The following is a 15073-nucleotide window of genomic DNA, read 5'->3' on the forward strand; positions in this document are numbered from 1 at the left end:
TAGTGATGAATAATAAGATAAAGACGATCACCCCAAAAGCATTAACAAGTCAAGCTTTTAGTGCTTTTGGCGATGTGATAGAAGCGCATGACGATAATCATAAAATTGCCATTAATGACGGCTATACCCAACGTTATCATGATTTAGCTGAGGTAGACGTTAATGATCAAGGTGGCCGCGCGTTAATTAATATCTTTCGTTCGACACCGCTGCCACAACCGATTGCGATTAAAATGATGGAGCGCCATCCTAAGGGGAGCCAAGCATTTATTCCAATGGGTGCTAAGCCTTATTTAGTGGTGGTTGCGCCGAAGGGCGACTTTGATGTTAGTCAGTTGCAAGTGTTTATTGCTCAATCTAACCAAGGTGTGAATTACCATAAAGGCACTTGGCATCACTTTTGTTTGGCGCTAGGCGGTGAAAGTGATTTTTTAGTCATTGATCGAGGCGGCGAAGGTGATAATTGTGATGTTGTTACGTTGGATGGTTCGTTAGTGATCGCGACAAGTTAAGACAAATCAATGTAGGTCAGTTAACACTGACAATTAAATAATGACTATCGTTGGCAAATTATAAAGTATTGTCGATAGGTAAATAAGGTAAAAAGCATGTTAAGAGTATATCGTGGTGAGCTGCTTCATTTTTTAGCCGATCCAGCAAAAGTTGCACTACAAGAAAGTTATCAGTATTTCGAAGATGGGCTTATGATCATCAAAGATGGCCTGATTGAAAGCATTGGCGAGGCAAATGAACTGCTTCCAACACTTGATGAAAGTATTGACGTTACCCACTATAAAAGTGGCTTAATGATGCCTGGCTTTATTGATACCCATGTGCATTATCCGCAAACAGAAATGATCGCCTCTTATGGTGAGCAGTTACTAGAATGGTTGGAGAACTATACTTTCCCATTTGAACGTCAATTCTCTGATCTAGAACACGGTAAAAATGTTGCTGAATTCTTTTTAAGTCAACTACTCGAAGCAGGTACCACAACGGCTTTAGTTTTTGGTACGGTTCATAAAGCATCAGTTGATGCGTTTTTTACCGTTGCCCAACAGAAAAAATTACGCATGATTTGCGGTAAAGTGTTAATGGATCAAAACTGCCCTGACTATTTATCAGATACTGCGCAAACAGGTTATGACGACAGCAAAGCGTTAATAGAAAAGTGGCATAATACTGATCGTTTACAATATGCGATTACGCCGCGATTTGCGCCAACTTGTTCAACAGAACAACTTAATAAAGCAGGGCAATTGCTGGCTGAACATCCAAGCGTCTATTTGCATACGCATTTAAGTGAAAACAAAGCTGAAATTGCTTGGGTAAAAGCGCTTTTTCCTGACAGCACTGGTTATTTAGATGTCTATGATAAGAGTAAATTGCTGGGTCGCCGTAGTGTTTTTGCTCATGGTGTGCATTTACATGATGAAGAATGTCAGCGTTTAGGTGAAACTAATTCTGCCATTGCTTTTTGCCCAAGCTCTAATTTATTTTTAGGCAGTGGCTTATTTAATTTACAACAAGCACAAAAGTTCGATGTTAATGTTGGTTTAGGTAGCGACATTGGTGCTGGTACAACATTCTCAATGTTAAGTACCATTAACGAAGGCTATAAAACACAACAACTACGCCAAGAAAAACTCAGCCCATTTCAATCACTTTATTTAGCAACATTAGGTGGCGCACGTGCGTTAGACCTTGAAGGCACGATAGGTAATTTTGTTCGAGGCGCAGAAGCCGATTTTGTTTTACTTGATTATCATGCTACGCCCTTGATGGCCAGACGCATGCAGCACTGTACAACGTTATCAGAAAAATTATTTATTTTAAGTATGCTAGGTGATGAGCGTCATGTAAAAGCGACGCATATTATGGGTGAAAGAGTCACTGGTGAAGCAAAATGAATAGCCAGCATTTCTAAACTCACTGGGTAATCAAAGGTAGTGCGATTAGTTAATATTGAACCCAATAACACGAAAAAACATAATAAAAATAATGATTTTTTATACTAAGGGAAATTATGGATCCGTATCTTAATGAATGGCTAAATTTGGTAATTCGCTTTGCTCACCTTATTACGGGTATTGCATGGATAGGAGCATCTTTCTATTTTGTTTGGTTAGATAATCATTTACAAACGCCACCACAAGAAAAAGCCGAAAAGGGGATTGGTGGCGATCTTTGGGCGATTCACGGGGGCGGCTTTTATGAAGTGGCAAAATATAAGCTTGCACCACCGAAAATACCTAGCACTTTACACTGGTTTAAGTGGGAAGCTTATACAACGTGGATCACCGGATTTTTATTATTATCGTTAATGTTTTATCTTGGCGCTGAAACTTATCTGATTGATAAGCGTGTTGCTGATTTAACCCAATTACAAGCTGTTTTATTGGGCATTGGTTCAATCGTTATTGGTGTGGGTATATATGAAGTATTAGTGCGCACTAAACTGAGAAGTCATGGCATTATTTTAGGCATTATTTTACTGCTAGTTGGTACGGCGTTATCTTATGGTTTAACGCAAATATTCAGCGCGCGTGGCGCTTACATGCATATGGGCGCGATTATTGGCACCATAATGGCTGGTAATGTTTTTTTTGGTATTATGCCATCACAACGAGCTTTAGTTAAAGCTGTTGAAGCGGGTACTGCCCCAGATCCTGCCTATGGTTTAAACGCGAAAGTACGCTCAACGCATAACACTTATACTACCTTGCCTATTTTGTTTATTATGATTTCAAATCATTATCCAATGACCTTTAATCATAGTGCTAATTGGTTGGTGTTAATGGCGATTGTTTTAATTACTGCTGCCGTCCGACAATACTTTGTCTTACGTCACTTTGGTAAACAAAAACCGTTAATATTAGTGGCCTCTGTGTTAGCCACCATAGTGTTGGCCTGTGCTATTGCGCCACGCTCGATTGACTTAACGACAGAACAGCAACAGCAAGTGGTCACAGATAAACAGGTGAGCCAAATTATTGAACAACGTTGCAACTCTTGCCACTCAGAAAAGCCTAGCGATGCTGTTTTCACCATAGCACCGACAGGGCTTGTTTTTTCAAATATAGCGACGATAAAGCAATGGGCTCCACGCATTAAAGCACGAGTAATTGACGCTAAAGATATGCCTTTCATGAATAAAACCGGCATGACGTCACAAGAGCGTGGCCAATTAGCTCGCTGGTTAGCGAAAGTAGATCAAAAATAGTTAAGTTAAATGTCGTTTACTTAGCGTCGATGGTTGAAAATATGACTATTTTGCTATTTAATAATCTATTTAATTAAAGGTATTTGAATTTTTATTCTAATTTCTTGATTTTTATCTTTTAATCGGAGTTTTTGTGGCGAAAGAAAAAGTATCTGAAGGGAGTATTCGACAAAAGAATAAAGCAATTATCTTCAATGCGGCAAAGAAAGAGTTTGTTACTTATGGCTTCAAAGGTGCGTCAATTAAACGTATTGCTGAACGGGCCAATATTGCTCGCGCTAATATTCATTATTATTTTAAAGATAAAACAGACTTGTATCAGCAATTACTCAGTAGCATCATTGCGGTATGGAATGATGATTATGATACGCTAACCGCTGATAAAGAACCTAAACAAGTACTTAGCGACTATATTAGGGCAAAAGTGATGCATGCTAAAGACGATCCTGATGCTTCCAGAATATTTGCCAGCGAGTTGATTCATGGTGCCCCCGTATTAAATGAATATCTACACAGTGATTTTAAAATTTGGTTGCAAAGTAAAGTTAATGTTATCGAAACTTGGATAAAGCAAGGTTTGATAGACGATGTTAACCCTCATCATTTACTATTTTTAATCTGGAGCTCAACGCAGCATTATGCTGACTTTAACGTACAAGTTGTCGCTGCATTGGATAAAGAGGCAATGAGTGATGATGATTTCGACGCTGTGGTGAGTTCACTGACAAAAATTATTCTCAAAGGTTGTGGTATTCAATAATTTTTATCTAGTCGCGTTGAGTAAAAATTTTATTAAACTATGACTAATCCTTTAAATTAATATTCAATGTTGGAAATTTTTAGATGAATACAAAGCAATTTAATGCTTGGAAAGCGCTACGAGAAAAAGGTAAATATCGTTTCTTTCTCGTCAATGGTATTTTGTCGTATGGCTTACCTATGCTAATTATTATGGCATTTATCAGTAAGCCATTTTCAGCGGGCTTTACGCTAACCGCCGCTATCATTCATGTTATTACTTGGTTGTTAGCAGGGTTACTGTTTGGCGTGTCAATGTGGTATTTATGTGAATATCGATACAAAAAAGCACTTTCCCGTCGCACACGTGCTTAAGAGCTTTTGCTTAGCGATTGATTATGCTGTTTTATTTTAGGATATATGATGAGTTTTTTTTACGGTTTTGGCAAAAAATCATGGGCTGAACTAGCGCTTATATTAACGCAATATGGTTATGATGCGCGGCGTATGAAAAGCATTTTTGTTAAGTCTGGCGACTCATACACCTTAAACACTTCGATGAATAATATTTCAACATGCCCGGACGAACAATTTGCCATAGCTTGTGTGCTAGCCGCATTAGGTAATGCAGCATTGGCAACAGAGTTATGTACTTGTCCTGAGAGATTTGTAGAACCTGGTTTTAGCGAACAAAATTCAATGATGTTAAATGCTTCTTTGCGTAAGAAATAGAGTAAGTAATTGAATTTTTATGAGTTCTCTATTTTTTATCGCATTTTAGTCACATTATAAAGGCAAGTTAATATCTACCTAATACCAAAATACTGGTCTATCAATCGTACTTAGCCCTTAAGCTATTAATGTTGGGGATTTATTCTTTCATTGCTTAATAGTACAGCTTTAATAGAGCAGTTAATAATTTACATAAAGCAGACATTAAGGAAAAAATATGACAGGAAGTGAGTTGATTGTTCAAGGCGGACAATTCTTTGTTGGGGTCGGAACGCTGGCTTTACTTAATGCAGGTTTAGCGCAAAGTAAAAATCGCAGAGGCTTGCTGTGGTTTGTATTGTCTCTGTTTATGGGACCTATAGCGACTTTGCTTTTAGTTTTATTGGCAAAGCAACCTGAATTTGTTGAGCATAATGACCTTTAAGGCGTTAAATTATAGAATATGCTTGGCTATTACATTAGCTCATCTGAGCAACGCTCATTCGTGAGAGCAAATGTGTTAAAGGCCGTGCATCATTACCTTATTCGGTCAAGAGTGAGTGTATATGTTGTTAGGTTTACTGCTCATGATGATTTAAATTAGTAGGTAAACCTGAGTATGCAAACACGATTATTACAGGGGCAACACTTATCCCTTAATGAACAAATTGAATTGTTATCAGAGTTTGTGATGACAATAGATCATATTCCTCAAATATTAAATGAGATCAGTAAGCTACCTGATGCATGGCTTGGAGCAGGTGTTATATTTCAAAATGTCTGGAATGTGATGCATGGCTTTGCGCTAAATACTTATATAAAAGATATTGATATTTTGTATTGGGATGATCAAAATTTAACTTGGCAAGCTGAAAACCACTACATAACGGCGCTTAATAAAACCTTTACAACGACTAAAATTCCATTTGATGTCAAGAATATAGCTAGAATACACTTATGGTATGAAAAGCGTTTTGGCATCCCTAAAGCTGAATACTTTAGTGTTCAGGAGTCGGTATCCACATGGCCAGTGATTGGTGCTTGTATGGCGATGAGAATTAAAAATGGCCGATTAGAATTTATTGCACCTTATGGCTTTCAAGATATGTTTTCGCTACGGGTTAGGCCAAATAAAGTCCTGGTAAATCGAGTGATTTATGAAAAAAAATCGATGGACTGGCAAGCAAAATGGCCAATGTTATCCATTGAGTCTTGGTGATTTTATAACTTAAATCATGGCATGACTTTACCTTTGATAAGTCGACTAACCATTTTTTAGTCTACTTATTTGTCTTGTTGAGAACCGAAACGGACTAAGGTTCGTCTGATGAAAAAACAATTATTTTTCATGTTGCTCGTCGGTGCTGTTTTATGACAATGACCATCCATTGCCAATGCGATATCCCTAAAGCAAGCAATTGAAAGTCGCACAAGCAATGTACAAGTTAAAGGTTCGGGTAGGGTTATTCGCCTATTAATAGATGATAATTAAGGTTCACGTCACCAGAAGTTCATTCTTAGACTCGCCTCAAACAACACTATTTTAATCGCTTATCATATTGATTTAGCATCAAAAATTAATTCAATTTCAACCGGCGATATTATTGAGTTTTATGGTGAGTATGAATGGAATAATAAAGGTGGTGTAGTGCATTGGACTCACCATGATCCTCAAGGTCGTCATATTGGAGGCTAGTTAAAGCATAATGGCCAGTTTTATCAATAATATTAGCTGGCTGCACTTGTGTTGATTTTATCCGACAGTTTATAACAAATCATGTTATTCAACGCTATATTCAACCTCGTAATACTAAGTATTTATCTTCGATATACCCGAACCATCACCACAATAATCTCAACGTTTTATTGTCGAAACAAAATCGCCAGTGATCGCTGTTAATTTATAGCCATGGCTTCTTTCAGCTGTGACGAGAGAAATTTGTGCAAAGATAGATAACATTTAATCGCATTTTTAACTTTTGTTTTTCAGTTTTTGATAGGCACTATTATCTTTTTTGCATTCGAAATTACGAGTGAACAAAAAAAAGCACTATAAAAATTTAATTTTCAGTTATATATTAACCCTAGGTTATAAATAGCGAGTTATTTCTAATGTCATCATTAGCTTATCTTTAACTTAAACTGTTTACGCCAACGATTGCTACCCGCTTTTGCGGGGGCTGCCATTAAGTTACTACTGAGAAGAGAAGTCGGATGAAACTAGAATCAATTGCTTTACATGAAGGTTACAAGTCGGAAGAGACCACTAAATCTGCCGCAGTGCCAATTTATCAAACAACATCCTATACCTTTGATAATACTCAGCATGGTGCTGATTTATTTGATCTTAAAGTCCCAGGTAATATTTATACCCGTATTATGAACCCTACCACTGATGTATTGGAAAAGCGGTTAGCAGCGATGGAAGGGGGCATTGGCGCGTTATGTGTCGCTTCCGGTATGGCGGCGATCACGTATGCTATTCAATGCCTCTGTGAAGTGGGAGATAATATTGTGAGTACCAGTGAATTATATGGAGGCACTTATAATTTGTTTGCTCACACGTTACCAAGGCAAGGTGTTGAAGCCCGAATGGTCTCGTATGATGATTATCAAGGTTTTGAGCAAGCGATTGATGATAAAACGAAAGCAGTTTTTTGTGAGTCTATTGGTAATCCCGCGGGTAATGTTGTTGATATTGCGCGCTTAGCAGAGATTGCTCATAAACATGGTGTACCGTTAATTGTTGATAATACCGTTGCAACGCCTTATTTATGCCGACCATTTGAATTAGGCGCTGATATTGTTGTGCATTCGTTGACCAAATATATTGGAGGTCATGGTACGTCGATTGGTGGGGTGATTATCGATTCTGGAAAATTTGATTGGATAGCTAATAAAGCACGTTTTGCTGTTTTAAATGAACCAGACCCTTCATACCATAATGTAATTTATACACAAGCTTTAGGTGCCGCAGCTTATATAGGCCGCTGTCGTGTTGTACCCTTGCGTAATACCGGTGCAGCATTATCGCCAATGAATGCTTTTCAAATTCTACAAGGTCTTGAAACACTAGGCTTACGTATGGACCGCCATTGCGAAAATGCAGAAAAGCTTGCCACCTATCTGCAACAACATGAAAAAGTAAAATGGGTAAACTATGCCGCTTTACCTGACAGTCCTTATTTTAACAATTGTAAAAAAATAACCAGCGGTAAAGCCTCTGGCATTATTAGTTTCGGTGTTGATGGTGGCATTGAAGCTTGTGCAAAGTTTATAGATGCACTGGAGATGATTTTACGCTTAGTGAATATAGGCGATGCTAAATCATTAGCCTGTCACCCAGCATCGACCACACATCGACAATTGAATGCTAAAGAATTGGCTTCTGCTGGGGTTAGCGCTGATTTGATCAGAATATCGGTAGGTATCGAACATATCGACGATATTATTGCGGATGTTAGCCAAGCTCTAGATAAAGCATAAAATATGACAAGTAAATTTTGACTTCAGTTATTTTAAGAACAGGGGATTAATTAAAGCTTACCTAAAAATACCCTTAGCAGGTTTGAAAACTATGCGTGTTAAATAAGTTAGAAGGGAGGTTTTGATATTAACGATGTTTTATCAAATTAATAAAATGAAGGTTTTCATAAATAACTTAGTTAAGGTTTATTCAACTGCTCTGCTTGTCATGACCAGGTCACTAAATATTTTTTAGTGACCTTCGTATTGGGCATAATCCGGATTAAATTTATCTGGTTATCATTTTATTTTACTAAGGTTTGTTTTAAGTAATTTAGCGCTGCAATTCTGGTTGCAAAAACGTGTTCACTTGATATTTTGTTAAATAAATTAAGTTTATTAAAGTCATCACGTACACGTTTACAAATACAGGATAAGAGAACTTTTTTTCCTTGGTTTTGATAGTTCATGATAATTTCTTCAATGACGATGGTACTGGTAATACCCACAAAACGAGCATCAGTTAAATCTATCAACAGGGTTTTGTTTTCATCGACCTTTGAGACACTTTGCTTTAAACCTCGCGCTACTCCAAATCCGATAGGCCCTGAAATACTCAGTAACAGTACTTTGTCATCCAACGTTGTTAGTAAGTCTCTTTCTATGCTTGATAAATGTTGCTCATCTTGGGCGGTAAACCATTTAATATTGTCTAATTGAATTTCTGATAGGCGTCGTATTGTGACTAAATTAGCGACAAAAGTACCGACTAATACAGCGGTAATTAAATCAAACACAATCGCCATCACCATTGTTGTGAGCATTAAGCTGACACTAAATAGTGGGATTTGATGTACGCGTTTAAGAAAATTCCAGTCAATAATATTAAGTCCTACATGGGTTAGTATTGCGGCTAGCACAGCAACAGGGATATAGGCAGTATATTCGCCTGCCCATAAAACAATGGCGAGAATAAAAAGGGCATGCAAAATACCCGATAAAGGTGTTGTGCCCCCGGCCCGTAAATTGGTCACAGTACGCATGGTTGCACCACCACCCGGTAAAGCGCCAAATAAGCCCGCGATGATATTTCCTATACCTTGACCAACAAGCTCTTGATCAGAATCGTGTAAATCATTGCTAATACTATCTACCGTAAGTGAGGTCATCAGGGAATCTAATGTACTTAATGTGGCAATAAGTAAAGCTGATTGAATTATTTCTCCGGCTAAGTTGTTATCCCATGTTGGAAGCGTGAAAGAGGGCAGTTCGTTCGAAATAGCTCCAACAACAGGCATCTCAGCGCCAGAAAATAGATAAAAGAAGGTTGCACCTAGCACAACAATAATACTGGCAGGTACTATTCGGCTATATTTTTGTGGCCATAAAAATAGCACCAGTAAACAGGCTAGCCCAACGAATGTGTTTGCTGTGTTCATTACGCTAAACGATAAGGATAAATCGGCCAATGTCGCGCCAAACAATGGCTCAATTTGAGATAAAATGATCAGCACGCCAATGCCGGAGGTAAAGCCCGATATCACAGGGTATGATATTAACGTAAAATATTTACCTAGCTTAAAAAAACCAAACAGCATTTGAAACACCCCCGCTAGGCTAACAACGGTAAAGGCGAGTGCTACGCCATGCTCAGGTGTTTGTGAAACAAAGCTGGTTAATATTGCCACCATGGCGATAGTTAAGCCGGTGTTAGGACCTGATATTTGTTGATTCGTACCACCGAATATCGAGGCAAATAAGCCGGTTATAATCGCACAATATATACCGGCGCTAGCACCAGCACCTGAAGTTACACCGAAAGCTAAAGCAAAAGGCAGAGCAACAATAGTGGATGTTAGGGCACCAAAAATGTCGCCCTTAATGGTTTGTTGATTAAAATGTGATAAGGAAAGCATAACGACCTAAGTGAAACCTGATTAAGGGCATTTTTTATGTAAATGCCAAAAGAAAATTACTAGCATGTCTACGGTATAGCAGGCTACAGAACTAAGGTGTAATTATATAATAAAAACTAATTACTTGACACTTTTGTCAGGTTTTCTGTGTTTAGTATAAGTATATGAGCAAGTAAAAACTTAAAAAACGAACAAAAAATAAAGCAGATGCAATTAAATGAATGAATAAAGTGCATGATAATATTTATACATTTATAGTGCTAAACTAGTAAATTGTTAAATACAAAAATAACATAAATTAATATTATTTATCAACAACAAGAGAGCTGCCGTAATGGATGAAAAAGCGAGCAAAAATCAAGGTGAAAACATCATGGGTTTAGGATTTTTAGAGCGTTTCTTTAAATTATCTGCACATAATACAACGATAAAAATCGAGCTTATGGCTGGCCTGACAACCTTTGTCACCATGTCTTATATTATGTTTTTGAATCCTATCATTATGTCGAAAACAGGTATGCCGTTTGATGGCTTATTTTTGGCGACTTGTTTAGGTGCGGCTGTCGCTACTATTCTGATGGGGCTTTATGCTAATTGGCCTGTCGGACTGGCTCCTGGTATGGGGTTAAATGCATTTTTTACTTTCTCTGTCGTCGGTGCAATGGGCTATAGTTGGGAAATTGCCTTAGGCGCTGTTTTTCTGTCCGGTGTTATTTTTGTTTTAATGAGCGTTACTCGGCTAAGAGAATGGATGCTTGATAGTATACCCATGAGCCTAAGGCTTGCTATGACAGCTGGAGTGGGGTTATTTTTGGGCTTTATTGGTTTACGTTTTACCGGCATTGTTATACCTGATGCTGATAATGTTGTTGCTATTGCGGATTTAACCCATTTTGGCTTTGGTGCATTTGGCCCAGAAGCGCCAGCCTTGGGCTTTTTGAGTTTCTTATTGATCACTATTTTAAGTTATCGGAAAGTTTTTGGTGCAGTTATCATTGGTATTGCAATCACAACTTTAATTGCTTTTATAATGACTTGGCTATTACCGGCTGACTTTTTTGTGGTTGCTGAAGCCGCTAAATCTTTTGCACCTGCTTCTGGCTTTGTTAGTTACAATGGCATGTTAGCTGTACCAGATTTTTCCGCATTGACGCCTATTTTATGGCAAGCTGATATTGCCGGTGCATTCCAAGTCGCTTTGATCCCCGTTATTGTCACTTTCTTATTTGTGAATATTTTTGATACCGCAGGCACCTTAATGGGCGTTGCAGAACGCGCTAACTTGCAAGATAAAAATGGTAAAATTCAAGGCTTAAGTAAGTCATTGAAAGCAGACTCTATTGCTTCTGTTATTGGCACCGGCTTTGGTTGTCCACCAGTAACTTCATATGTTGAGTCCGCCGCAGGGGTTGCTGTTGGTGGCCGCACTGGTTTAACAGCTGTTACTATAGGCTTGCTATTCGTTGTTGGGATGTTTTTTCTGCCGTTAGCGCAAATGCTACCTGGCTTTGCTGTTGATGGCGCACTGATTTATGTTGCCATGCTGATGATGAGCTCTTTAAAAGGCTTAGATTGGGAAGATTTAACGGAATATGCTCCAGCCGTTTGTACGACGGTGATGATGGCGTTCACTTTCTCTATTGCTAATGGCATCGCCTTTGGTTTTATTACTTATACGGTACTTAAGCTTGGCGCGGGTAAATCTCAGCAAGTATCCAAAGGTGTCTGGGCTCTGACGGTGTTATTTATAGCGAAATTTATCTTTTTAACCTGATGGTTATTTTAGCTATAAAAAAGTCACTCTACTAAGAGTGACTTCTTGTTTAGCTTGTATGGGCTAATGTCGAGGTTATTATAGTGCTTGAATTAAATATAACTTAAGGACTCGATGAAGCCTGTTGCTTAGGTATTCTAGCTTCTATACGTTCAATACGCTCTATCAATAAGCGTAAACTGGTATCAAACTCATTAATGCTAGTTGCGGTAAACATTTGTTGTTTATCGCGACTTTTGGCATCAGCGTCTAAGGTGTTAAGCGCAGATGAGAGCTTTTTAATATCGTCTTTTAAGCTATTTGCCGCAATCATTTGTTCAGTAACCGCGTTAATTGAAAACTCTGTCGCGGTTACTTTATCTGCCAATAAATTAATTTCGTTACTTTGCTGATTAACAGCAGCAGTGTTTTTAGTTTGTTGCTGTACTATTTTTTGACTTTGTGAATTTAGTGCTTTAATTTCAGTTTGATTTCTACGCCATGCTGAAGCCCATAGCTTATCCATTTCTGATAGTAATAATTCAGTTTTCTCACTTACTGCTTCTAGTTTCACTTTTAACGCTACGGTTGACTCACCCATTTCTTCACCGGTAGCAGACAACTGGTTTTCTAGTTGCTGAATTCTTTCAACACTGTGGCTCAGTGCTTGATTGACCGTTTGCTGCTGTTGATAAAAATACCAACCAGTACCCGCTAACGCAAGGTATGGCATAAGTATTAGTAGTGATCGCAATAAAGAAGTCGGCTTCGCTTCATTATCAGCTGCTTGAGGAGCCGCTTTTTTCTGTATTTTGATCGAAGATTCTCGAGTTGTTTTAACTTGATCTCGATCTATGGTAATGGTTGGAATTTCAGGTTCTTCACGGTTTGACAAGAGCGTGTCCTACTAACAATGGCGAATACATATTTCCGTAACTAATCTAAGTAAATATGTATAAATAACAGTTACCAGTAACTGTATAATATTTAGTAAAATATGTACAAAAAAACCGACATATTCGTCGGTTTTTATTTGTGTTACTAACAAACGTTATCTACCTACTGCTAGTAACTCTCATTATGAACACTTAATACCGCTCGCCCAGAAGGATCGGCATTGTTTTGAAAGCTTTCATCCCAAGCTAATGCTTCCTGCGTACTACAAGCAACAGATTTTCCGCCGATAACACAATCAGCTGCAGTGGCTAATGGGAACTTCTCTTCAAAAATACAGCGATAAAAATAAGCTTCTTTACTATCTGGTGTATTCACCGGAAATTTGAAACTGGCACTGGCAAGTTGTTGATCACTCACTTGTGATTCTACATAGCTTTTTAACCCATCAATCCAAGAGTAACCTACACCATCAGAAAATTGCTCTTTTTGACGCCATAATATTTCTTTAGGTAAATAACCTTCAAATGACTCACGTAAAATGGCTTTTTCCATTTTGCCGTTGCCGCACATTTTATCTTCTGGGTTGATGCGCATAGCAACATCCATAAAGTTTTTATCTAAAAAGGGGACGCGTGCTTCAATGCCCCAAGCGGACATAGATTTGTTTGCACGAAGGCAATCAAACTTATGTAAACGCTCAAGTTTACGCAGTAGCTCTTCATGAAATTCTTGAGAGTTTGGTGCTTTATGAAAATATAAATATCCGCCGAATATTTCATCCGCACCTTCACCAGAAAGCACCATTTTAATCCCCATGGCTTTAATTTTACGCGCCATTAAATACATCGGGGTAGAGGCACGAATGGTGGTTACATCATAAGTCTCTAAGTGATAAATCACTTCTCTTAAGGCATCAATACCTTCTTGCTCAGTAAATACGACACTGTGATGTATGGTTCCTATGCTATCAGCAACGGTTTGCGCGGCGATTAAATCCGGTGAACCCGCTAAGCCACAAGCAAAAGAATGCACTTTTGGCCACCACGCTTCAGACAAATCGTTCTCTTCAATACGTCTAGCCGCGAATTTCTGGGTGATAGCGGAAATTAATGAAGAGTCCAAACCACCTGAAAGTAACACACCATAAGGCACGTCAGTCATTAAATGGCTTTTCACTGAATCTTCTAATGCTTCACGTAGTTTTTCTTTGCTGGTGTTGTTATCTTTAATTGCTGAATATTTTTGCCAGTTACGCTGATAATACTTTTCAAGCTTGCCAACTCGACTATCCAATATATGGCCAGGAGGAAATTCTGCCACGGTTTTGCATATTGGCATTAAGGCTTTCATTTCTGAGGCAACATAAAAGTTACCTTCATCATCATAACCGGTATATAGCGGAATAATCCCCATGTGATCACGAGCAATTAGGTAGCTATTATCGCGTTCGTTGTATAAACAAAAAGCAAACATGCCTTGGAGTTTATCGACAAAATCACGACCAAATTTTTCATACATCGGAATAATGATTTCGCAATCTGATGCCGTTTGAAAGTCATAGTCAGGTGTGTGTTGGCTCGACAATATTTTGTGATTATATATTTCGCCATTAACGGCTAAAACGAGTTTTCTATCGCTGCTATATAGTGGTTGAGCACCATGTTCAGTGTCGACGATTGATAGACGTTCATGGACTAAAATTGCATGTTCATTGTTGTAGATGCCAGACCAATCTGGACCACGATGACGAAGTAAGCGTGAATATTCTAAAGCTTTTGGACGTAGTGCGTCAGCACCCGTTTTAATATCTAATATACAAAATATCGAACACATTGAAGTGCTACCCCTTTATATTTAAAAAATGACAAATTGTGTGGTTATTACGCCGAGGTGTTATACCCAAGAGAAATATGCGCGCTGATCTCAGGAAAATAGGCTTCTTGAAAGTATCGCTCAGCAAAATTGCTGTCTAGACACTTTGACAGCATTTGATAAAAAATCAATAGAATTTTTACTCTAAATTTTAAGTAAATTGATACCGTTATATTAGTTATTGATTTAAAATGAAAAAAATTTTTATTGTTTGGTTTTATGCATTGCTAAATGGTAGGGGATACAGCAAAGCATAAGACAGTTTAAATATATCCTTACACCTACAATAAGGCTGTAGGTTATTAATATAAAATAACTTGATAATTATTTTTATATCGCTTGATTCGATAAGAATTGAAATATTTATTTATTATTAAAAAGCAGACATAAACCTTTTTTAATGATAAAAACCATAAATAATTCAATATTCTAGTGTTTTGACAATAACATTTTATCTATCTAAATAGCGCAATATCCAATATCGATAGCTGTTTTATT

Annotated in this window: 13 protein-coding genes and 1 pseudogene; 11 read left to right on the top strand and 3 right to left on the bottom strand. The window is 37.9% G+C overall.

All coding sequences use genetic code 11. The annotated features are described in order from the left end of the window. The first annotated feature begins 5 nt into the window (after nucleotides 1–5). From FGD67_RS02055 to FGD67_RS02100, 10 genes and pseudogenes are all read left to right on the top strand, one after another. Nucleotides 6–512, top strand: a complete 507-nt coding sequence (locus tag FGD67_RS02055) for an ureidoglycolate lyase (RefSeq protein ID WP_257173469.1) — start codon at nucleotides 6–8, stop codon at nucleotides 510–512. 96 nt (nucleotides 513–608) lie between these two features. Next, entirely contained in the window at nucleotides 609–1910 is a 1302-nt protein-coding gene (gene guaD, locus FGD67_RS02060) for a guanine deaminase (RefSeq protein ID WP_257173470.1), read from the top strand. A gap of 116 nt (nucleotides 1911–2026) precedes the next feature. Beyond that, on the top strand, nucleotides 2027–3223 hold the full coding sequence (locus FGD67_RS02065; protein WP_257173471.1) for a urate hydroxylase PuuD: 1197 nt from the start codon (nucleotides 2027–2029) through the stop codon (nucleotides 3221–3223). 133 nt (nucleotides 3224–3356) lie between these two features. Beyond that, nucleotides 3357–3983: a TetR/AcrR family transcriptional regulator gene (locus tag FGD67_RS02070; protein ID WP_257173472.1), complete on the top strand. Its 627-nt coding sequence runs from the start codon at nucleotides 3357–3359 to the stop codon at nucleotides 3981–3983. A gap of 83 nt (nucleotides 3984–4066) precedes the next feature. Then, on the top strand, nucleotides 4067–4336 hold the full coding sequence (locus FGD67_RS02075; protein ID WP_257173473.1) for a hypothetical protein: 270 nt from the start codon (nucleotides 4067–4069) through the stop codon (nucleotides 4334–4336). A gap of 48 nt (nucleotides 4337–4384) precedes the next feature. Then, nucleotides 4385–4693 (top strand): hypothetical protein, encoded by a 309-nt coding sequence (locus FGD67_RS02080; RefSeq protein ID WP_257173474.1) that lies wholly within the window; start codon nucleotides 4385–4387, stop codon nucleotides 4691–4693. 217 nt (nucleotides 4694–4910) lie between these two features. Beyond that, nucleotides 4911–5117: an antitermination protein NusB gene (locus tag FGD67_RS02085; RefSeq protein ID WP_257173475.1), complete on the top strand. Its 207-nt coding sequence runs from the start codon at nucleotides 4911–4913 to the stop codon at nucleotides 5115–5117. A gap of 174 nt (nucleotides 5118–5291) precedes the next feature. Next, nucleotides 5292–5891, top strand: coding sequence for a nucleotidyltransferase family protein (locus FGD67_RS02090; RefSeq protein ID WP_257173476.1), 600 nt, complete (start codon nucleotides 5292–5294; stop codon nucleotides 5889–5891). Between the two features lie 168 nt (nucleotides 5892–6059). Further along, nucleotides 6060–6368: pseudogene (locus FGD67_RS02095) on the top strand (DUF3465 domain-containing protein). 518 nt (nucleotides 6369–6886) lie between these two features. Further along, complete coding sequence (locus FGD67_RS02100) at nucleotides 6887–8158, top strand: O-acetylhomoserine aminocarboxypropyltransferase/cysteine synthase family protein (protein WP_257173477.1); 1272 nt, start codon at nucleotides 6887–6889, stop codon at nucleotides 8156–8158. Between the two features lie 284 nt (nucleotides 8159–8442). Here the strand turns inward: FGD67_RS02100 and FGD67_RS02105 are convergent, their stop codons facing one another. Continuing rightward, nucleotides 8443–10053, bottom strand: coding sequence for a SulP family inorganic anion transporter (locus FGD67_RS02105; RefSeq protein ID WP_257173478.1), 1611 nt, complete (start codon nucleotides 10051–10053; stop codon nucleotides 8443–8445). Nucleotides 10054–10387: 334 nt separating this feature from the next. Here FGD67_RS02105 and FGD67_RS02110 point away from each other — a divergent pair, with 334 nt between their 5' ends. Beyond that, nucleotides 10388–11827 carry an NCS2 family permease gene (locus tag FGD67_RS02110; protein WP_257173479.1) on the top strand — a complete coding sequence of 480 codons (1440 nt, stop codon included), beginning with the start codon at nucleotides 10388–10390 and terminating at the stop codon, nucleotides 11825–11827. Between the two features lie 103 nt (nucleotides 11828–11930). Here FGD67_RS02110 and FGD67_RS02115 read toward each other — a convergent pair whose 3' ends face one another. Together FGD67_RS02115 and asnB are read right to left on the bottom strand one after the other, a co-directional pair. Then, on the bottom strand, nucleotides 11931–12701 hold the full coding sequence (locus FGD67_RS02115; RefSeq protein WP_257173480.1) for a hypothetical protein: 771 nt from the start codon (nucleotides 12699–12701) through the stop codon (nucleotides 11931–11933). Nucleotides 12702–12871: 170 nt separating this feature from the next. Next, nucleotides 12872–14536: an asparagine synthase B gene (gene asnB / locus FGD67_RS02120; protein WP_257173481.1), complete on the bottom strand. Its 1665-nt coding sequence runs from the start codon at nucleotides 14534–14536 to the stop codon at nucleotides 12872–12874. Between the last annotated feature and the right edge of the window lie 537 nt (nucleotides 14537–15073).

The organism is Colwellia sp. M166 (genome assembly GCF_024585285.1).
Lineage (GTDB): Bacteria > Pseudomonadota > Gammaproteobacteria > Enterobacterales > Alteromonadaceae > Cognaticolwellia.